The organism is Bacillus sp. RO2, assembly GCF_012911845.1.
Classification (GTDB): Bacteria; Bacillota; Bacilli; order Bacillales; family Bacillaceae_I; genus Sutcliffiella_A.
On sequence record NZ_JAAXCU010000046.1, the window covers coordinates 1 to 17,923 of the forward strand.

Annotated in this window: 28 protein-coding genes; 13 read left to right on the top strand and 15 right to left on the bottom strand. The window is 37.3% G+C overall.

What is annotated here, in order from left to right; translation table 11 throughout:
- Positions 1-388: 388 nt before the first annotated feature.
- Complete coding sequence (locus tag HF078_RS13775; protein WP_169291676.1) at positions 389-724, bottom strand: YnfA family protein; 336 nt, start codon at positions 722-724, stop codon at positions 389-391.
- 137 nt (positions 725-861) lie between these two features.
- On the opposite strand from HF078_RS13775, the gene HF078_RS13780 reads away from it, so the two are divergent.
- Positions 862-1,077, top strand: a complete 216-nt coding sequence (locus HF078_RS13780) for a hypothetical protein (protein ID WP_169291677.1) — start codon at positions 862-864, stop codon at positions 1,075-1,077.
- A gap of 318 nt (positions 1,078-1,395) precedes the next feature.
- On the opposite strand, the gene HF078_RS20915 is transcribed toward HF078_RS13780, so the two are convergent.
- The 5 genes from HF078_RS20915 to HF078_RS13800 all read right to left on the bottom strand — a co-directional run bounded on the left by HF078_RS20915 (position 1,396) and on the right by HF078_RS13800 (position 3,279).
- Positions 1,396-1,737 (bottom strand): phosphotransferase, encoded by a 342-nt coding sequence (locus HF078_RS20915; RefSeq protein ID WP_346775351.1) that lies wholly within the window; start codon positions 1,735-1,737, stop codon positions 1,396-1,398.
- Positions 1,731-2,255, bottom strand: a complete 525-nt coding sequence (locus HF078_RS20920) for a phosphotransferase family protein (RefSeq protein ID WP_277350522.1) — start codon at positions 2,253-2,255, stop codon at positions 1,731-1,733. Before HF078_RS20920 ends, HF078_RS20915 begins: the two co-directional genes overlap by 7 nt.
- A 73-nt stretch (positions 2,256-2,328) precedes the next feature.
- On the bottom strand, positions 2,329-2,529 hold the full coding sequence (locus HF078_RS13790) for a DUF6366 family protein (RefSeq protein WP_169291678.1): 201 nt from the start codon (positions 2,527-2,529) through the stop codon (positions 2,329-2,331).
- Between the two features lie 195 nt (positions 2,530-2,724).
- Positions 2,725-3,054: a hypothetical protein gene (locus HF078_RS13795; protein ID WP_169291679.1), complete on the bottom strand. Its 330-nt coding sequence runs from the start codon at positions 3,052-3,054 to the stop codon at positions 2,725-2,727.
- 27 nt (positions 3,055-3,081) lie between these two features.
- Positions 3,082-3,279 carry a hypothetical protein gene (locus tag HF078_RS13800; RefSeq protein ID WP_169291680.1) on the bottom strand — a complete coding sequence of 66 codons (198 nt, stop codon included), beginning with the start codon at positions 3,277-3,279 and terminating at the stop codon, positions 3,082-3,084.
- A gap of 154 nt (positions 3,280-3,433) precedes the next feature.
- Here HF078_RS13800 and HF078_RS13805 point away from each other — a divergent pair, with 154 nt between their 5' ends.
- Both HF078_RS13805 and HF078_RS13810 read left to right on the top strand, forming a co-directional pair.
- Entirely contained in the window at positions 3,434-3,781 is a 348-nt protein-coding gene (locus HF078_RS13805) for a hypothetical protein (protein ID WP_169291681.1), read from the top strand.
- A 28-nt stretch (positions 3,782-3,809) separates the two neighbouring features.
- Positions 3,810-3,992 carry a hypothetical protein gene (locus tag HF078_RS13810; RefSeq protein WP_169291682.1) on the top strand — a complete coding sequence of 61 codons (183 nt, stop codon included), beginning with the start codon at positions 3,810-3,812 and terminating at the stop codon, positions 3,990-3,992.
- A gap of 52 nt (positions 3,993-4,044) precedes the next feature.
- On the opposite strand, the gene HF078_RS13815 is transcribed toward HF078_RS13810, so the two are convergent.
- Entirely contained in the window at positions 4,045-4,416 is a 372-nt protein-coding gene (locus HF078_RS13815) for a VOC family protein (protein ID WP_169291683.1), read from the bottom strand.
- Positions 4,417-4,546: 130 nt separating this feature from the next.
- Here HF078_RS13815 and HF078_RS13820 point away from each other — a divergent pair, with 130 nt between their 5' ends.
- Positions 4,547-5,083, top strand: a complete 537-nt coding sequence (locus HF078_RS13820) for a GNAT family N-acetyltransferase (protein ID WP_169291684.1) — start codon at positions 4,547-4,549, stop codon at positions 5,081-5,083.
- A complete protein-coding gene (locus HF078_RS13825; RefSeq protein WP_169291685.1) occupies positions 5,080-5,853 on the top strand; it encodes a class I SAM-dependent methyltransferase in 774 nt (257 codons plus the stop codon). Before HF078_RS13820 ends, HF078_RS13825 begins: the two co-directional genes overlap by 4 nt.
- A gap of 7 nt (positions 5,854-5,860) precedes the next feature.
- Here HF078_RS13825 and HF078_RS13830 read toward each other — a convergent pair whose 3' ends face one another.
- Both HF078_RS13830 and HF078_RS13835 read right to left on the bottom strand, forming a co-directional pair.
- Entirely contained in the window at positions 5,861-6,259 is a 399-nt protein-coding gene (locus tag HF078_RS13830) for a VOC family protein (RefSeq protein ID WP_169291686.1), read from the bottom strand.
- A gap of 34 nt (positions 6,260-6,293) precedes the next feature.
- The gene (locus tag HF078_RS13835; protein ID WP_169291687.1) at positions 6,294-7,025 is read right to left on the bottom strand and encodes a nucleotidyltransferase domain-containing protein; all 732 of its coding nucleotides are present in this window, start codon (positions 7,023-7,025) and stop codon (positions 6,294-6,296) included.
- Positions 7,026-7,106: 81 nt separating this feature from the next.
- Here HF078_RS13835 and HF078_RS13840 point away from each other — a divergent pair, with 81 nt between their 5' ends.
- The 3 genes from HF078_RS13840 (at position 7,107) to HF078_RS13850 (ending at position 9,508) form a co-directional block, all read left to right on the top strand.
- A complete protein-coding gene (locus HF078_RS13840; protein ID WP_481748019.1) occupies positions 7,107-8,075 on the top strand; it encodes an alpha/beta hydrolase in 969 nt (322 codons plus the stop codon).
- 109 nt (positions 8,076-8,184) lie between these two features.
- Positions 8,185-8,607: a ferritin-like domain-containing protein gene (locus HF078_RS13845; RefSeq protein ID WP_169291688.1), complete on the top strand. Its 423-nt coding sequence runs from the start codon at positions 8,185-8,187 to the stop codon at positions 8,605-8,607.
- Positions 8,608-8,737: 130 nt separating this feature from the next.
- Complete coding sequence (locus tag HF078_RS13850) at positions 8,738-9,508, top strand: alpha/beta hydrolase (RefSeq protein ID WP_169291689.1); 771 nt, start codon at positions 8,738-8,740, stop codon at positions 9,506-9,508.
- Between the two features lie 61 nt (positions 9,509-9,569).
- Here HF078_RS13850 and HF078_RS13855 read toward each other — a convergent pair whose 3' ends face one another.
- Entirely contained in the window at positions 9,570-10,196 is a 627-nt protein-coding gene (locus tag HF078_RS13855; protein WP_169291690.1) for a nitroreductase family protein, read from the bottom strand.
- Between the two features lie 201 nt (positions 10,197-10,397).
- Entirely contained in the window at positions 10,398-11,474 is a 1,077-nt protein-coding gene (locus HF078_RS13860; RefSeq protein ID WP_205831630.1) for a YqcI/YcgG family protein, read from the bottom strand.
- Positions 11,475-11,602: 128 nt separating this feature from the next.
- On the opposite strand from HF078_RS13860, the gene HF078_RS13865 reads away from it, so the two are divergent.
- Together HF078_RS13865 and HF078_RS13870 are read left to right on the top strand one after the other, a co-directional pair.
- Positions 11,603-12,232, top strand: coding sequence for a LysE family translocator (locus tag HF078_RS13865; RefSeq protein ID WP_169291691.1), 630 nt, complete (start codon positions 11,603-11,605; stop codon positions 12,230-12,232).
- Between the two features lie 57 nt (positions 12,233-12,289).
- The gene (locus HF078_RS13870; RefSeq protein ID WP_169291913.1) at positions 12,290-13,624 is read left to right on the top strand and encodes an alanine/glycine:cation symporter family protein; all 1,335 of its coding nucleotides are present in this window, start codon (positions 12,290-12,292) and stop codon (positions 13,622-13,624) included.
- A gap of 49 nt (positions 13,625-13,673) precedes the next feature.
- Here HF078_RS13870 and HF078_RS13875 read toward each other — a convergent pair whose 3' ends face one another.
- The 4 genes from HF078_RS13875 to HF078_RS13890 form a co-directional block, all read right to left on the bottom strand.
- Positions 13,674-14,213, bottom strand: coding sequence for a DinB family protein (locus tag HF078_RS13875; protein WP_169291692.1), 540 nt, complete (start codon positions 14,211-14,213; stop codon positions 13,674-13,676).
- A gap of 252 nt (positions 14,214-14,465) precedes the next feature.
- Positions 14,466-14,765, bottom strand: coding sequence for a hypothetical protein (locus tag HF078_RS13880; RefSeq protein ID WP_169291693.1), 300 nt, complete (start codon positions 14,763-14,765; stop codon positions 14,466-14,468).
- A gap of 118 nt (positions 14,766-14,883) precedes the next feature.
- Entirely contained in the window at positions 14,884-15,339 is a 456-nt protein-coding gene (locus tag HF078_RS13885) for a GNAT family N-acetyltransferase (RefSeq protein ID WP_169291694.1), read from the bottom strand.
- Positions 15,340-15,551: 212 nt separating this feature from the next.
- On the bottom strand, positions 15,552-16,046 hold the full coding sequence (locus tag HF078_RS13890) for a hypothetical protein (protein ID WP_169291695.1): 495 nt from the start codon (positions 16,044-16,046) through the stop codon (positions 15,552-15,554).
- 148 nt (positions 16,047-16,194) lie between these two features.
- Here HF078_RS13890 and HF078_RS13895 point away from each other — a divergent pair, with 148 nt between their 5' ends.
- From HF078_RS13895 to HF078_RS13905, 3 genes are all read left to right on the top strand, one after another.
- Entirely contained in the window at positions 16,195-16,821 is a 627-nt protein-coding gene (locus HF078_RS13895; protein ID WP_169291696.1) for an alpha/beta hydrolase, read from the top strand.
- Between the two features lie 123 nt (positions 16,822-16,944).
- Positions 16,945-17,163, top strand: coding sequence for a helix-turn-helix transcriptional regulator (locus tag HF078_RS13900; protein WP_169291697.1), 219 nt, complete (start codon positions 16,945-16,947; stop codon positions 17,161-17,163).
- Positions 17,153-17,905 carry a hypothetical protein gene (locus HF078_RS13905; protein WP_169291698.1) on the top strand — a complete coding sequence of 251 codons (753 nt, stop codon included), beginning with the start codon at positions 17,153-17,155 and terminating at the stop codon, positions 17,903-17,905. The genes HF078_RS13900 and HF078_RS13905 overlap by 11 nt, the downstream gene beginning before the upstream one ends.
- The last annotated feature ends 18 nt before the right edge of the window (positions 17,906-17,923 follow it).

Consider the following 17,923-nt stretch of genomic DNA (forward strand, 5'->3'; position numbering starts at 1 on the left):
TAACATCGTCCTTATTGACCCTCTATGAACCCCGGCATCTCCTAATTTTGGCTAACATTGTCCTCATTGACCTTCTATGAACCCCGGCAACTCCTAATTTTGGCTAACATCGTCCTCATTGACCTTCTATGAACCCCTGCATCCCCTAGTTGTGGCTAACATTGTCCGCAGTGACCTTCTATGAACCCCGGCATCCCTTAATTTAGGCTAACATTGTCCTCATTGACCTACTATGAACCCCGGCATCTCCTAATTTAGGCTAACATTGTCCTCATTGACCTTCTATGAACCCCGGGAACTCCTAATTTTGGCTAACATTGTCCACATTGACCTTCTATGAACCCCGGCATCTCTTAATATAGGCTAACATTGTCCTCATTCCTCACCACTAATTTCTAGGTGCAAATAACATGACTGAAACTCCGACCAAGCAGATACCGGCTCCGATCCAGTCGAACAAATCCGGAGTCTTTCTATCCACTCCCCATCCCCAAAGTACAGAAAGTATAATAAATACACCACCGTAAGCAGCATAAACCCTTCCAAATGAAGGAAAGCTTTGAAACGTTGCCAACACCCCATATAGCGCTAATGCAATTCCTCCAGCCAATCCCAAATAAGCAGATTTCCCTTCCCTAAGCCACAACCATATCAAATAGCCCCCACCAATTTCCGCTATTCCAGCCAAGATAAACAGTGCAAACGTCTGGACCAATATAGACATTCCCTAATAATCATTTCAATTCTACCAACCATACCTCCAAATGAGGTCTAAAACAATGTTTCCAAACATAATTTGTAAAAAGTGTTATAAGAGCAAGCTCCTATAACCCATTCTAAAATGAAACAGGTGAGTTCTCTATGTATTTCGTTTATTTTATGGAAAATAAGAATGTAGTATTAAGTCAGTATCGGAAAGAGCTGCCGAACGTGGATGAGGAATTAAAGATAAAGGGGCGCAAAGGGAAAGTTTTGAGTGTAAGCCATATTGATGACCGACATATTAATATTCATGTTGCTTTAGAAAAAGTAGTAAAAAAAGGTTTTGTGGACTTGTCGAAAAAGAAGAAGAAATAGAATCTTTCAGGAGGGGTTCTTCATTGAAGAACCCCTTTTTCCATTCTATTGAACAAAAGCACCTCCGTATATGACAAACTGTCGAATAGAACCAATCTATTTACTCTTAGCACCTCATAAAACCGTCGAACTGTCTAATAGAACCCGTCTATTTGACCGAAACATCCCAAAAACCCGACGAACTGTCTAATAGAAGCACTCTATTTGACCAAAGCACCTCAAGAACCCGTCAAACTGTCTAATAGAAGCGGTCTATTTAACCAAAGCACCTTCCAAACTTACAGAACTGTCTAATAGATAGCCCTATTCCCATAAAAATCACCTAATCTCCCTATACCAACGAGGAATATTCTCCTTAAAATTATCATGATCCCTAAATACATCCATGGCATACCGGGACAATAGATCATACTGCTCGTCTCCCATTTTCTTCCCCCAAACAAATGATGAAACTGCATGCATCGCACTATAAAGGGCAAATAGTTGCCAAAAATCCTTACTGATTTCCTCTCCGCCATTATATCCATCAATGGCACCAATGGAAAAAGGGACACTGACCTTTACACCAAAAAAGCCGAGTTTTTGTAAGTCATGTATAGGGTCTCCCCAATCCATCCTCTGAAAATCGATAAACCCATTGAACTCCTTGTCCTTTACAATGAGGTTGAAAGGGTGAAAATCATCATAAAACTAATAAGTTTACTAACAACCACGGTGTCTAAATCTTCTAGTAGCTTTAATTCTTCTATGTATCTATCACTTTTTCTTCTTTTATGTATGTTCCATGGTTCGGTTCCTTCAGGCGCAGGATACTCATGCAATTTTTTTAGCTCTTTCCCCGCTTGAAACCCAACGTGATACTGCTCTTTTTCTGTCAAACTACTTAACGCTTCTTCCCCATCCTTACCTGGCAGATATGTTAATACCATATAAGCTAACCCCAGGGCTTGCTGTACCCCAAATTCAATAGCTTCTGGTACAAAATCTGAAACTGAGGATAACATAGTTATAGTTTCAAATTCTTTCTTTCTATCATCTGCATCTTCTAAAGGAAACAGTCTAATAAGGTACTTATCATCAATTACGAACTTCTGATCGTTCGAAAAACCCTTGGTAAGCTGTTGTATACTTTTTGCATCTTTCATGAACGGAATTTCTTGCTCCATAATTATAGCCAATTAAACACATCCCCTTTGTTAACGTATGGACATTATATTATCCCTCATAACTAATTTTTGGTCTATTACATTTTTAAAATATTGCCACCAATATAAGTACAACAACCAAGATAATAAAAATTCCTGTCATTTTCCAACCTACTGATCCTACAAGATCAACCAAGCTTCCGACCATGGACCTTGCAAAACCGTCGTTAAGGACTCCACCAGGATTCTTTTTCCATTCCTTTTGTCTGAATTTCTCCCTTTTCCTCTTAGCACTTTTTTCTCCCACTTAAAAACCTCCTAATAATGTCCACTATCCTCGTAAGACTTATGTTAAAATTATAAGAAAGTTCTGACTCTAAAACCAATTAAAAGAGGTGTTTAAACATTGGCCGCTCTTCTAACATTGTTAGGTGATATTTTCGCTGCAATTGCTACCTCCTTTACACGTAACAAGAAAACGCAAGAGAAGGAATAAACTCATTTATTCCTTCTCCCATTCCAAATCCTCTCTTACCTCCAGCTCTTTAATTGTCTTTAGATGATCCTTCTCGCTGACAATTTTGTAATTGTTTATATACTCTGTTCCAACTGTTATGTGGATGGTGCCTGTTTCAATGATGTTATCGTTAGGGTTTGATACCAGCAACTCAAGCACATATTCCGCTCCACCTCGTTCCTTATTGGCTTCCCTTTTTAAAGTAAGACCCGACAAATCTTCCAAAATATCTCGGATTGTTTTCTCATCTTCTAGTAAAATGCTTTCTTTGTATGTATATAAGCCTGAGTCAAATGTACCTTTATTAATTTTCATATGCCTGATTTCACTATCTTCACGATATTAAGCAAGTACAGCAGTATCTGACGTAGTCGACCTTATCTGGTCATACAGGAAGTATCCTCCTACAAACAACACCAATGTAACAATGAGTGGTCCGAACCGGCTTTTGCGAAGTAATAGCTTAACCACTCCAATTAGTAATACTCCAAAAACAATCAAACTAACAAGAAACTTTAATGTAAGAACACCATCTACCATCCAAACTCCCCTTTTATTCAATTTCTATTAATCTATAACAACTTTAACATAAAATTACATATTTCATTTTTTTACATTACATTCCTTATGATATTGCCTTCTGTAATTTATGGGAGTAAAATGTTTCTTAAAAACCACGCCAAGGAATGAGATCATGATGGAAAAGCGCCTTTACATAATTATAGCTATCTTATTTCTATTCTTTCCTTATTTGGCGTATGGAGAAGTTGCACACTCTTTTCCATTATCCAGTGATGCCATAACACCTCATAGTAATATGCAAATTGAACCGGCAGTTCAGGCTCCGGGTACTAATGGCTGGCAAAAAAATAAGAAGGATTTTACTTTTCAACCATCACCTTATAAATCAATAGAAATTCATCAATTTCCATGCAAGCATTCAATCAAAAGGAATAACCTAGCAAATCCCCACCTATACCTTACCCCTTACTTTTTTTCAGGGGAGTTACCTAACCGATTCAGTGATTTAGATACTAATTAAAACTAAATCACTGAAAAGAGGAAAGACATTGAATCAGAAAACCGAGCTCAAAAAGTCTATGGAAACATACGTATTACTAATTTTGATTACAGGTTTTTTTCTCACAACCATTATGGTTGCGGCTACATTAACCGATCAAAATATTTTCGAATTGTTGCCTAAATTTTCTTGGAAGATGGTAAATAGCTGGGATGAAATTTTTAATCGTTAAAATAAAAAATCGACTTGATGAGGGATATCCTCCCTATTCAAGTCGACTTTTTTTATCTATGTTGATCAATTAAGATAGGATTGCCATCTGGATCTTCTATGGTGAAACTAGCTGGGCCTTCACTGGATTCGTCTGCTTCTGTAAGAATTTTAATTCCTTTTTCCTTGAGACTCTTTTGAAGATCTCTGACATCCGTAAATGCATCCATGTTTTCTGCATTTTGATTCCAGCCTGGATTGAATGTCAAAATATTTTTCTCAAACATCCCTTGGAAAAGGCCGATAATACAATCTTCATTTTTCATAATCAACCAGTTTTGGCTGATCTCACCACCAAATACTTCAAAGCCTAGACACTCATAAAATTCTTTTGATTTATGTATGTCTTTAACCGTTAAACTGACTGAAAATGCTCCTAGTTTCATGCTTCCTCCCTCTGGCTAGGTATCCCCCAGCCGATTAAAGATTTCTCTCTCTTATTATAGCAACAACATAGATAGAGAAAGTAGAGAATTTTCACTTTTTTATACTATAATGTTTAAAGGGGTGATAATAGTGAATTTTACATATGAAATATTACCAATTGATAGGTTAGAAACTTGTAAAGAGATATGTAATGAATTAATGGTATACCAGAAATCATTGGCGCATATTACACCAGAGCGTTTTGACGACATGACATATGAAACGCGATTAATTCCGTCTGTAGAAAAAGCTCAGCACAATTATGTGGTGGTAGTTAAAGATCAAGATGAAGTGATTGGCTATGTTTATTCAAACATTTCTCCAAAAGAGGTCTATTCGTCTGAATTTGCCACTTTTTTTGACATGAAATCCGTTGGGAAAACGCATGTTGGATGCTTGTCTCAATTCTACATAAAGGACAAATACCGCCAATACGGAATTGGTTCAAAGCTGTTTACCATGTCGATGGATTGGCTACAGAGTTTCAATGAAGTGGAAGATTATTTTATCTTTGTATCCAATGGAAATGAGCAGGCACTTGAGTTTTATAAACGAAAGGGCTTTTTTCTAAGTCATGAGATTTTAGATGGGTTTATTACCGTTTTAAGAAACAAAAAGGTGGCATGATGAATAGTATTTTCAGAGAAAACTTAGAGAAATATGAAGACGCCATCGAGTATGATCGAATACATGAAGACTATTTAGTAGATTTGCCACTAATTCTAGAATGGGTACCGGAGAGTGGTCCCATTATTGAATTGGCGTGTGGGACGGGAAGGTTGACTATTCCACTGGCTGAACAGGGACATGAAATGATTGGTGTGGATATTCATGGAGGGATGCTGGAACGTGCTAAAACCAAAGCTACTGATAAGAATTTGACTATTCAATGGTTCTTACAGGATTGCACTCAGTTATCCCTTAAACAATCCACTAAGTTAATGTTCATGAGTGGTAACTCATTTCAACATTTCTTGACCAATGAAGTGCAAGATGCACTTTTACAATCCGTCCACCAACATCTAGAAAATGGAGGGATATTCATTTTTGATACAAGAAATCCGATTATGGATGAGTTATCAAAGGTGGATGAGTATGAAGAGCACTTTAAGCATTCAAATGGTATGCAGGTAATCGAGTATCACAGAGAAACTTATAACCCTCTGACACAAATCCTTCACTGCGAGACGGAAAGAAAGTTTCTTAAGGACACAAATTTAGAATCAATAGAGAAAGATAAAATTTCATTACGTTATGTATTCCCATTGGAGATGCGCCGGCTTTTAAATGAACATGGATTTAAAGTATTGCATGAATTCGGAGGCTGGAATAAAAACTCATTAACCGCAAAAAGTCCACAAATGGTCTATGTTTGCCAAAAAAAAGGGAGTAGTTAAACAATGACTACTCCTTTTCTTTTAAGTCCTTCTGATCCACGTTGAATTCAATTAAATTATTGGAGGGATCCATACAAAAGATTTGTGCAAAACCGCTTTTGCTATGAGGTTTTTGCACTATTTCAATGCCTTTATTTTGAAGAAATTGCACCGTTTGTTTATAATCATCAACCCTGACGGCAAAATGTCCATCTCTACTGTCGATATTTTTTTCGTGCCTCAATGTTTCTGCCTGTTTATTTTCAATCAAATGAAGTTGCGCAGTCCCCACCTGATACCATGCTCCAGGAAAATCAAAGTCTGGTCGTTTTAACTCAGGAAACCCAAGAAGTGTTCCATAAAAGTGTTTTGCCTCTGCAATGTCATTTACTGCTAGGCTGACATGATGTAGGTCTGATATTTTCATCTTGGTTACACACCCTTTCTAAAGAGTTTTAGTGCTAGTATATCACTTTTTGATTCTTACCTAGTGAGAAACCCTCAAACAACCTACCACCATACGGTTCCAATATATTCTCCACAATATGGATTACCTTGCTTTTATCATTCTTACTATAAAATAAATCAAATGCTTGCGTAAATGCCTCTGCGAAGTTCTCATCAAATTCAGCAAGAGAACGAATAATCCATTTGGAGGAACCAATCCACCTATTATTGGATCTTAATGTAAACTCCGCCGCAAGCTCCGCAAGGGTCCCAGCAATAAATATTGACTCAGATCGATTTGAAGATCCAATAAAATCATCAAGTACATCGGTAAGAAAATATTGTTTCAACTTAATGGTTGCTGTGTCCCATTTTTCTGGACCAGCATGTAAAAGTGTTTCCGCTTCTTGTTTTATTCCATCTAAAATACCCTTATCCTTGAGAACGATTCCCTCTGAAATCATTCTTGGCAAACATGGTCTTGCCCTTTCACCATCACTTTTAAAAAATGCTTGATAGGACTCTAGATTATGGCAGAATAGTTCAATCGGCCATCCAAACTCGACAAAAGATTCTCTATAAGAAGCGGGTAACTTTTGATCAAAGACCACAATATCCAAATCTGATGTTGCGCTTTCCTGACCCCGCACCACGCTGCCAGCAAGTATGGCTCCTTCACAATCAGGAAAAAGTTTACCTATAATTTTCTCTGCAGCTTGAACGGAAGATAATCGTTGAAATTCCATCTCTTAAACACCTCTTTTCTCAAAAGCATATCATAAACAAATGATCATTTTTAAGAAAAATTTCCCTTCTAGCTGATCCAAATGATAAACTATGGTATATATATCCTTTTTGGAGGTTTTTCGGTGAAACAGCTAAAACGCATTTTAATTGTTATGGGCATTTTACTTTCCTATATTCTATTTGTCGGCATTTTTTTCACCAATAAAGTCATGTACATTCGTAAAAAAACAAATGAAGAAATTTTACATCGGGAAAAACTGCTCGGACACTTTAAAGAAGACATTTATATCAAATTGCCAAAACGAGAACTTACTATCCCCTCCCCCCTTGGCTACAATATTTACGGGGAAATGTTTGATGTACCTGGGTCTACACGTTATATGATTTTCAGTCATGGTGTGACGCAGAACACCCTCAATTCCATTAAATACATGAATATCTTTCTGGAAAGAGGCTGGAATGTCGTTTTATATGATCACCGAAGACATGGAAAATCTGGTGGGAAGACAACAAGTTATGGATTTTATGAAAAGCACGATTTGAAAGCCGTCGTGGATTGGGTTCGCGAACAAGCGGGAAGTGAGGCAATCGTCGGGATACACGGGGAATCCATGGGTGCTGCCACGCTATTGATGTATGCAGGAGCCATTGAGGATGGTGCTGATTTTTATATAGCGGACTGTCCGTTTTCTGATTTAGAGGAACAATTGACCTATCGATTAAAAGCGGATTTCAAAATTCCGAAGCAGCTTGTTATGCCAATTGCCAACACTTTTTTACGCATAAGGGATAAGTACTCCATCCGAGATGTCTCACCAATCAACGTTATAGAAAACATTGAAAATCCAGTCCTGTTTATCCACAGTGAACCTGACGACTTTATTCCCATTATGATGACCCAGCAACTATTCGAAAAGAAGAAAGGGAAAAAGCAATTGTATGTAGCTAGAAACGGGATGCATGCGATGAGTTACTCTGAAAATCGCGAGGAATACGAAAAGGCGATTGATGAATTTTTGGACGAAATCGGGTTTGGAATCGAAAAGTAATTCCTAAGGAGCAATCATACCAATGGTTGCTCCTTTTTTGTTCCTAAGAATAATTTCCTATTGTAAATTGAATCATAAGAATAGCGACAAATTTGAAGGAGTGAAAGAAATGGACGAGCAAATTAAGGAATTAAATGCTTTTTTGGAAGGCGAATTTATGGGCATTCATGCGTATGAACATTATATTAAAAATACAGAGGATGAAGCGATAAAGAAGGATTTGCAGTCGATTCAGCAGAACCATAAGATGCATGCTATTTTTGTAGCAGAAAGAATTCAGAACTTGGGAGGCGAGGCAGTCGATGATGTTGGCCTTGTCGGATCTTTTCAGGAAAGAGTTCAACAGGTAAAAGGCTACCCGAAGGATTCTCGGGCAATTATTGAAGGTGCCATACATGGTGAGGAATTCGGGTCCGATATGATGGCCGAATTTGTAAAGGGTGATTTGGATTTGGAGAGCAGGAATATCGTTCAGTCTATACTGAACGAGCATAAGCAGCATATTGAATTATTGAGGAAACATTTAAAATAAGTATGGAACGAGGACGGTGCGAATGTCACTGTCCTTTCTTATGTAGGTAAGTTATCTCTAAATTTTTCTACCTTCCTTTCATATTTACTACTATAATAAAAGTAATATAAATACGGAGGAGCGTAATATCATGCTAGAATATTTTAACGTTAATATCACCCCTTTTCACTCTGAACGAAGAGTAAGTGTCCTCTTACCTAAAGGATATGGAACATCCGACAAGCGATACCCTGTTTTGTATATGCACGATGGACAAAACTTATTCATTGATAGTGAAGCAAGCTTTGGAGTGAGCTGGGGAATTAAGGATTATTTAGAACAACAGTCAGACCTTGAAATTATTGTGGTAGGTATTGATTGCAATCATGAAGGGTATGAGCGATTTAACGAATATGCGCCATGGGAAAATAAAGAGCTTGGACAGAGGCTTTTCAATGATGAGAACCTTACAGGGGGTAAAGGCAAAGAATATATTGATTATCTAACGTTTGAATTAAAGCCTTTGATTGATGAAAAATATCGAACACTTCCGGAAGAGACTGCGATGGCTGGCAGCTCTATGGGTGGTCTAATTTCCACTTACGCTGCATGTAAATACCCTCATATTTATAAGAAGATTGCTTCCCTTTCTTCTGCCTATTGGATTAATCAACCTGAAATGGAAGCATACATAAAAGAACGTGATTTAAGTAAAGTCGAACGATTTTATTTGGATGTTGGTACAAAGGAAGATACTTCATTTATCAATCATCAAATTTACATCGACTCCAGTCAAATAGTGTATGATTTGTTGGCGGAGAAAATCGAGAACGTGCGCTTTGATGTTGTGGAGGATGCGGTTCATAACGAAGCGGCTTGGCGCGAGAGGCTTCCAGTCATGTTTGAATTTTTATATAAGTAAAATGATGCTCTAATACAAAAGGACTCACGTTATAAAAGTGAGTCCTTTTGATTATTACTACTTAAAAAGTTTCATACGTTACAACTTCATCAAGTGGGAATCGCAATGTACCGTGTGCTTCTCCAGCCGCTTTTCCAACAGATATTAGCATGACAGGGACATAGCGCTCTGGGATGTTAAATTCTTTTCTAAATGCTCCTTTATCGAATCCGCCCATTGGTACGGTATCATATCCTTTTTCTTTTGCAGCTAGCATCAACTGCATAGAAGCAAGTGCACCATTCATAACTGCTTCATCACGCGCAAACTGATTATTTGTATATGCTCCATGAATTTGATTTGTTAAGATTTCTTTTACTTCTGGAGTCATGAAACCTTTCTTCACCACTTCTCCATATACTCTTTCCGCATTTTGATTAGCTTCTAGGTCACCTAAAATTGCTATAGTTACAGAGCTATCCACTACTTGCTGTTGGTTATAGGCAATTGGTAATAGTTTTTCTTTCTGACTATTCGATTGAATGACAAGGAACTTCCAGTGCTGCAGATTCCATGAAGATGGAGCCGTAATGGTTGCCTCTAATATGTCTTGAAGATCCTTTTGTGGCATATCATATTGTGTATATTTACGTACTGAATGACGTTCTTTCATCGTTTGAATGGCTGATTTAGTAGTTGTGTTATTCATGAAGAACTCTCTCCTTCTTCTGGTTGAATTTTATTTACTAATTATTTTTAACACACGAATATCTCAATGTCAAAATATATACTTTCGAGATAAATGGAAGTTTCAGCTATTATTTGAAAGTTATGGAATGACCACTTATATATATTCTTCCCCGTACAACAGAAAAACTCCATTCCAATTAAAGAGAATGGAGTTAGTACATTATTTCAGTACCGCAATGACATATAAACATCCATCAATGCCTGCTAAGGAACCATGTACCGTGTCTTTTGGTAAGTAAATACGATCTCCCTTTTGACAAGTAACGAGGTCTCCACCCACCTGCAACGAAACACTACCATCCAGTATATGTAAAATCTCGTTTGTTGGATGGGTATGAGTAGGATGTGCTTTGAAAGGCTCATCTTTCTGAACTTCCACATATCCTGTTCCCTTGATCGGTAACAGTTCCATCGTTACTTTTTCAAGGCTGCCAGCAATCCCGCGTTCTACTCGAAATTCATTAAAATCAGAGGGAAAAGAATAAGCAACTTTTTCAGTACTGCCTTTCTCTTTTTCCAAAGACGCGTGAAACGGACACTGTGATGTTTCCACATTATTGTCATCCATCAAAAAGTATTGCCTCCATTCTCTTGTTTCTTTTTTACCGTACCAATTAAGGGAAGGGTGAGCAGGCACGCTATCATACACTTCCAAACGATCCCTGACCGTTTTTTGAAACAGTTTCCCAATCTGCGTCTCTCCATTTATTCCGTCAAACACCCATCTTGGTTGAAAAGTGATCATAAACGTTGCAGCTTTCCTACTTGACCGTTTTTCATGTACAGGAGTGTTACATACAACGAATATAGGCTCATCATGAAAGGAAAATTCCCATAAATGATGATCTGGGTCTGCAGGAATATTTTGCGGCCATTCCTTCTCATCCAACTGATGGAGATGTTGAAGTATACCCCAAAATTGTTTTTCATACTGTTCCAACGTTTTTTTCTCTTCTGGCTTGAAGAAAGCAACAAACGATGTGTTTTTTCCAAGTTCCCTCGCTTCTTCCAGATATAATTTCAATGCATCGGCCAATTTCTCCATTGCATTGGGACAAGTTGGACTTTCAATAAACGTAAAACGGAGCGAACCTTGTTTAAACCCTTCTACTCCGAATACACATGGAAACGGACGACTCTCCGACAACATATCCTTCGAAAATTCAGAGAAGACATGCCTTCCCCATGGAGGAATATTCTTTAGCGAATATAATGCCTCCAAATCTAATTGTTGCATCCATTCTCCCCCTTTAGTTAAACAAAATACTAATTATAAATACGAACAAATCTCTCCATCTATGCATGAAACAGCTTTTCTTTTACATATAAATTTATGGACAAGTCTTGTAGTTAGGAGTAATTCACATGGATATAATTTGGACCGTTCTGCACTTTATGGTACTTGGAATTAGCTTGGCCGCTCCAGTTGGGCCAATAAATTTAGAGATGATCAAACGCGGAATTTCATCTGGGTTTTATGCATCATGGCTTGTAGGATTAGGCGGTATGACAGCTGATATCATTTTTTTAATGATTATCTTAATTGGAATGGCTCCCTATCTCCAAATTGAATTCGTGGAGTTATGTATGTATGGGATAGGAGGAAGCTTATTACTATACCTTGGTATCACCACTATTTATGGATCATTCGCCAAAAGGAGAATTCTTGAACTCGGACAACCCACTCAGAGAAATTCGTTCATTGTTGGATTTAGCATTGCTGCCTTTAATCCCATTAACTTTGTATTCTGGTTTGGAATCTTCGGTTCTTCCATCCAATCACTCTCCGAGAAGAGCTGGTTCATCGCTTTGGTCGGTTGCCTCTCCTTGTTACTCGGAATATTCCTTTGGAATTTAAATATCGCCTTTACGGTTCATTTTGCCCGTGCGTTTATTAAAGAAAGAATACTTAAAGCCGTTAATCTCGGTGCTGGAATTTTTCTAACTGCCTCCGCCTTCCCATTCTTGTCAAAATTTCTAAACCTCATTTTGTAGAATAGATTCCTCCCTTTTGAAAAAGATAGTTTAGAGGGGGGAATATACTTGAAGCACATGCTATCGACGTTTACTGAATTTATCTGGGGTTTCCCAATGATTGTTCTATTTGTAATTGCTGGACTCTTTTTAACGGTCAGACTTGGCTTTCTCCCTTTTCTTTACTTTCCTCACATTGTAAAAATGACACTAGGGCAAATAGGGAAAAAAGCAGAGGGTTCAGCGGGAGGAATAAGTCCGTTTGCCGCTTTTACTTCTGCATTGAGCGCCACTGCTGGTGCAACCAATATTGTCGGCGTTCCGGTTGCCATCGCTTTTGGAGGTCCAGGAGCTCTGTTTTGGATGTGGATCGTAGCATTCATTGGTATGTCTACCATTTTTGCAGAACTTGTGTTAGGAATTACATACCGTGAAAAAAATAAAGACGGAAAATGGGTTGGCGGTCCTTTTTACTATCTTTCCAAAGGCTTGCGCTGGGACAAACTTGGCTGGTTTTATGCATTTGGATTGATGCTTGAGGTGGTACCAAGTGTCATGGTTCAGTCCAATAGTGTGAGTGTTCAATTGGAAAATGAATACAATATCTCATTGTTAGTGGTAGGAATTACTTTAGCCATCGCCACTGCCTTTATCGTGTTTGGTGGTATTGATCGAATCGGTAAAATTAGTTCAAGATTGCTCCCAATATTTGTTCTTACCTATGTTGCGTTGACATTAACTATTATTTGCATGAATATTGGCAAGCTTCCAGGAGTTTTTTCATTAATTGTTCAGGATGCTTTTACTCCAACTTCTGCTGTGGGTGTTTTCGCAGGAGCAACTGTCGTTCAGACCATGCGATGGGGTCTTGCGCGTGGACTTTACACTAGCGAGGCCGGAATGGGGACATCTGCAATCGCCTACGCTTCTGCTGATACGGACCAACCAGTAAGACAATCATTCTGGGGGATGATTGCAGTAATTATCGATACCTTGGTCATTTGCACCCTCACCGGGCTTACAGTATTGATAACAGATGTCTGGAAAGAAGTAGGTGTAAAGAAAGCTGCGTCTATGGTGTCCTATGCGATGAAAACCACGTTGCCAGATTGGCTCAGCTCCCTCTCCATTTCCATTTTTCTAGTGTTCTTCGTCTTAGCTACCGTTGGGGTGATTATCTTTTACGGGGAAAGTCAGGCTGAATTATTATTTGGTCGCAAAATGCGTTATGTTATGAGGTTCGTTTATTTATCTGCAATTATTATTGGTGCTGTTGGTGGATTAAAGTTTGTCTGGGAACTGTTGGACTTGCTGCTGTTCTTCATTGTGGTACCGAATATCATTGGGATTGTGTTTTTGAGCGGTGTGGTGAAGAAAGCGAAGGATGAGTACCTTAAGGAGTTTGTGAAGTAGCTTTAGATTAAAAGGTGCCTCCGGGAAGGGATGAGCACCTTTTACTGGTTTAGTCTTTAATCCTTTTCATATGACTCGATATTAATCTAATTTGCCCTCGATGATTCAATTCATCTTCAAAGACATGGAACCAACGAAAATAATTGTTTGCTTTATGTTTAGGTCCAAACGGGAACTCTTCATCCAACCAACTATCTTCTTTTTGCTTTAGTTGGTGCATTGTCGTCTCCCGGACTTTATTCAGTTTTTCTAGGTAGAATGATGCAGCATTACCTTTGGATTCTTTAAAGGCATTATCACCCAAAGTTAAACCCGCCATTAGCTTTTCCATTTCTTGCTCTGTAGGTTCTCTTTCTTCAAAGGTGAGAATTTGATAAACTTCTTCCACGCATGCGATATGTAATAGTAAACTGCCTATAGAATTTCCCTGACCATCTATTCTATAGTCTAATTCTTCCACTGTTAGATGTTGAGTAGCATCTATCTTAGTCCCTCTTGCATACTCCATCATAGCTAAGAGTCGACCAATCTCATGTGTATAACCTTCAGTAGACTCCAAAATAAATGTTTTATCCTTTGTTGTTGTCATAATAAATAGTACCCCCTTTTAGATAAGATGGTTACTTTTAGATTAAAATGACTCAGTGCTAGAGGCTTTTACGGCATCTATTATTCCACTTCGCCAATTTACTGTCCAAAACATCCCACTTACAAGCCAAACTTAACCATATACTGTCGAAAAATTAAAAATATAATCCGAACTGGACACTTTATTGTCCAATAACTAGTAGTTACGTGCAAACCGACAAATAACACCATAACTCCCTACGCAGTTTATGTTTTATGTACTCACGATATAAGCGTTTTCCTTAAATAGCAGTTGACCTTCTGGAAGATCACACATTTTAAAAGCCCCTGAGATTCTTCGCTCCAGTCCCTCTTTGAATTCCCCATACAATTCTTCAGAAATGGAAGTTTGCCAGGCAAACCGATAATGCAAAATCTCGTCATGTTCCAATTTTTTGAGAGGATTCAATGCCATTCCCATCTTAGTTGAAGTAGCATTTGATTGAGCAGCTAAATTGAGTAAGAACACCTCAAGGATTTTAACTTCCCTGTCATTTAAATCATGATCATTCATTTTGACTTTTACATCTACCATTGCAATACTAATAGCGAATTCCACCTAACTACTTAAATTTAGTTGCAATAATAAATTCGCTAAGACACTTAACAAAACCTTCCTATTTTTCTATATTTTATAAAATTTTTCTCATAAAAACACAATTAGGATCCTCTACGTAATCAGCAAACGGCTGACAATAGTTAAATCCAAAACTTTTATATAGTTTTTGTGCAGGATAAAAAGCCTCCATTGAACCTGTTTCAAGATATAAATTCTGATACCCACGTTCATGAGCCTTATCAATAATAGATTGAAGAATCTGCCTTCCAATCCCCTTTCTTAAGTGACTCGAAGACGTACGCATGGATTTAACCTCACCACTCATTGCATTTAATTCCTTCAAAGCTCCACATCCAATAACTTCTTCCCCTTCCCACACACTCCAAAAAGTAACATCCGGTTTTCTCAAAGCCTCTAAGTCCAAATAATGGTTGCTTTCTGGTGGAGAGAGCAGATTTAAATTTCTCATATGCTCCTCAACAAAAGCAATGACAGTCGGGTGTGTAACATCATCAATCTTAATTTTCATTTAGTTTCTCTCCTCTTTTCTTTTGTTACCAAACTATTTCATTGAGTTGAATTTTTTTACTTCATTACTAACTTTTTTTAGTTGTATCACTATATAAATGTTAAAACACATAGAGGCAATAAGAAAAGTGTAAAGCATGATTTCCATCCCCATGGTACCGAAAAGAACAGAAAACAAAACTACTAATATCGCAAGAATAATTCCATTAAACATCATCTCTCCTCCTTTAGTGAAACTGCAAGATTGGGGAATGTTAAAGCTATGGAAGCACCTGAAGAAAAGATCACTTCAAAGGAAATTGTGAATGGGTCTACATTTATAAATTCTTCGTATAACCATTGATATATATCACGATTCATTACAGGTTGTTCGTTGTGATAGTTTTCATGAATGTATTCAAAATAGGACACATCATGAAATACTAAGATAATTTTACTTAAACCATCATCATTGCTTAAAGTAAATTTTAAACCCATTTCCAGCAGGCTTTTATGCTCTATTTCTAAACTTATTAATTGATAATCATGAAAACCCCGACCGGAAAAGTGATGATAGACATTAGATGGCATCCTGTCAGACAATTTTTTATACGCAGTCCTATAATCGAAAACATTATGATTCCACTGCTTTTGAATTTTCTCTTGTTCTAATACGCTTATACTCTCTTTATTTTGCGCAAGGAATAATTCATAAGAAAAATACTTCATATATCCCTCTCCTTGTACTGAATCTAATAACTTATTTTAGCATTAAGTTCCAATAACAGACTACAAAAATAGGATATTAAAACAATTTTTACCTAATCTGCTAATATACATGATATAATTCACTCAAACTTATTTCTGGGGTGAAACGATGATATTAGAAAATCAGAAATCAGAAGTCAAAGTATTTCCTTCTAATTTTTTGAAACAAAAAGAAACCTCTACAAAACTTGCCATCATATTACCAGGAGCAGGTTACACTTCTCAAGGACCATTGTTGCATTATTCCTCAGGACACTATTTCAATAAAGGATATGATGTTCTTCAGGTCAATTATCGGTTTAGCGAAGAGGAACTTAACCCTTTTGATGCAGATGGATTTACTGCTAATGTTCTACTTACTTTAGAGGAAACCCTGAAACATAAAAACTATGATCAATGTGTAATGATAGGAAAATCAATTGGTACTATAGCTTTGTCAAAACTGATGGAACATCCAGCTTACAAACAAGCACATCTAATATGGCTCACTCCATTGCTACATAGAGATGAGGTATACCAAGCTATGTTACAGAATGAAAATAATGCCCTTTGTATTATTGGGGACAATGATTTCTGCTACCGGGAAGAGCGATTTGCAAACCTAAATTCTAAGCCAGCATTAAGAACACTTTTAATAAAAAACGGAGATCATAGTCTTGAGAATAAAGAGGATGTATTAGGTTCCATTGATATGCTTAAAGAGGTAATAAACAGCGTTATTCAATTTTCATATTAAATCAATTACAGTACAAGACACCTCTTGTACTGTTTTTTAACGAAACATAGGTTAAGTATCATTGACAATATGTTAATAATACTTTACATTAAGTAAATAAAAGTTAACACAAAGGAGAACCATATGCTTTGTAATCGAGTGAAGGAGTTAAGGGCTCGTCATGGCTTTTCTCAATCTGAATTGGGTAGTTTAGTCGGGGTAACGAGGCAAACAATCGGGTTTATTGAAAAAGGTGAATTCTCACCATCCATCGCTTTGTCGTTAAGAATTGCTAAGCATCTGAAGGTAACGGCGGATGAATTATTTTGGTTAGAAGGAGAGGATGAGGAATATGGAAAATGATTTACGGATTCAGCTGCCACTTTGGACAATCGCATTTAGCATTCTTTTGATGCCATTAACATTTAGTACTGTCCAGCTGATTGATCTAATGATACACAATTTTGATGCTTTTTTCGTGGTAAACGGATCAGAAACTTCTTTTAATTGGGGTATACTGTCCATTCAATTATTCTTCGTGAGTATCTTGTTACTTATCTCTTTCTATATTGCATTTTATTATAGATATAGAAAATATAATCAGGAGAATCCTAGAGAAAAGCTGTACTTCTTTGTTTTTTACAAACCTGGTGAGATATTGGAAGATGATGAAATGCTTCAACAAGTATCAAAAAATGCCACGAAAAAGGTTTACATACTTTTTGCAAATGCGCTTCCGGTACTTGTACTTTTGATGGTTATCCCTCTGCAGCGTTCAGTATTTATAATGGCCATACTGCTTGTTATAATCTTCCAGAACCTTCTTTTTTACATGGAAATTAATCTATATTATTCTGGCAATTATACATTCGCCACTAAAAGCAAAAAGACGGATCAAGAACTCTCTAATGCTAATAAAAGAGTGGTTCGAGGCATTGTCATTGTTAGTCTTATTATTGTAGTTTTTTCTGTTGGTAGGCTTTTTCAGATTCACTCTAATTCACAAAGTATACTTCCTCAGATGGAAGCTTGTATGGACGAGGGAGGTACCGCAGTTGTGGAAAGTGGCAACTTATGGAGCCTCATGAAATTCACATGCAAATAGGCATTGCTACGCGCAATG

What these genes read in the sequence shown, in the direction of transcription:
- HF078_RS13805 (WP_169291681.1), top strand. Translation starts at nt 3,434, where the DNA reads ATGATGGAAAAGCGCCTTTACATAATTATAGCTATCTTATTTCTATTC.
- HF078_RS13825 (WP_169291685.1), top strand. Translation starts at nt 5,080, where the DNA reads ATGATGAATAGTATTTTCAGAGAAAACTTAGAGAAATATGAAGACGCC.
- HF078_RS13890 (WP_169291695.1), bottom strand. Translation starts at nt 16,046, where the DNA reads ATGAAGTATTTTTCTTATGAATTATTCCTTGCGCAAAATAAAGAGAGT.
- HF078_RS13865 (WP_169291691.1), top strand. Translation starts at nt 11,603, where the DNA reads ATGGATATAATTTGGACCGTTCTGCACTTTATGGTACTTGGAATTAGC.
- HF078_RS13795 (WP_169291679.1), bottom strand. Translation starts at nt 3,054, where the DNA reads ATGAAAATTAATAAAGGTACATTTGACTCAGGCTTATATACATACAAA.
- HF078_RS13850 (WP_169291689.1), top strand. Translation starts at nt 8,738, where the DNA reads ATGCTAGAATATTTTAACGTTAATATCACCCCTTTTCACTCTGAACGA.
- HF078_RS13860 (WP_205831630.1), bottom strand. Translation starts at nt 11,474, where the DNA reads ATGCAACAATTAGATTTGGAGGCATTATATTCGCTAAAGAATATTCCT.
- HF078_RS13835 (WP_169291687.1), bottom strand. Translation starts at nt 7,025, where the DNA reads ATGGAATTTCAACGATTATCTTCCGTTCAAGCTGCAGAGAAAATTATA.
- HF078_RS13840 (WP_481748019.1), top strand. Translation starts at nt 7,107, where the DNA reads ATGATAAACTATGGTATATATATCCTTTTTGGAGGTTTTTCGGTGAAA.
- HF078_RS13870 (WP_169291913.1), top strand. Translation starts at nt 12,290, where the DNA reads ATGCTATCGACGTTTACTGAATTTATCTGGGGTTTCCCAATGATTGTT.
- HF078_RS13895 (WP_169291696.1), top strand. Translation starts at nt 16,195, where the DNA reads ATGATATTAGAAAATCAGAAATCAGAAGTCAAAGTATTTCCTTCTAAT.
- HF078_RS13900 (WP_169291697.1), top strand. Translation starts at nt 16,945, where the DNA reads ATGCTTTGTAATCGAGTGAAGGAGTTAAGGGCTCGTCATGGCTTTTCT.
- HF078_RS13855 (WP_169291690.1), bottom strand. Translation starts at nt 10,196, where the DNA reads ATGAATAACACAACTACTAAATCAGCCATTCAAACGATGAAAGAACGT.
- HF078_RS13775 (WP_169291676.1), bottom strand. Translation starts at nt 724, where the DNA reads ATGTCTATATTGGTCCAGACGTTTGCACTGTTTATCTTGGCTGGAATA.
- HF078_RS13885 (WP_169291694.1), bottom strand. Translation starts at nt 15,339, where the DNA reads ATGAAAATTAAGATTGATGATGTTACACACCCGACTGTCATTGCTTTT.
- HF078_RS13780 (WP_169291677.1), top strand. Translation starts at nt 862, where the DNA reads ATGTATTTCGTTTATTTTATGGAAAATAAGAATGTAGTATTAAGTCAG.
- HF078_RS13875 (WP_169291692.1), bottom strand. Translation starts at nt 14,213, where the DNA reads ATGACAACAACAAAGGATAAAACATTTATTTTGGAGTCTACTGAAGGT.
- HF078_RS13905 (WP_169291698.1), top strand. Translation starts at nt 17,153, where the DNA reads ATGGAAAATGATTTACGGATTCAGCTGCCACTTTGGACAATCGCATTT.
- HF078_RS13800 (WP_169291680.1), bottom strand. Translation starts at nt 3,279, where the DNA reads ATGGTAGATGGTGTTCTTACATTAAAGTTTCTTGTTAGTTTGATTGTT.
- HF078_RS13880 (WP_169291693.1), bottom strand. Translation starts at nt 14,765, where the DNA reads ATGAATGATCATGATTTAAATGACAGGGAAGTTAAAATCCTTGAGGTG.
- HF078_RS13815 (WP_169291683.1), bottom strand. Translation starts at nt 4,416, where the DNA reads ATGAAACTAGGAGCATTTTCAGTCAGTTTAACGGTTAAAGACATACAT.
- HF078_RS13830 (WP_169291686.1), bottom strand. Translation starts at nt 6,259, where the DNA reads ATGAAAATATCAGACCTACATCATGTCAGCCTAGCAGTAAATGACATT.
- HF078_RS13845 (WP_169291688.1), top strand. Translation starts at nt 8,185, where the DNA reads ATGGACGAGCAAATTAAGGAATTAAATGCTTTTTTGGAAGGCGAATTT.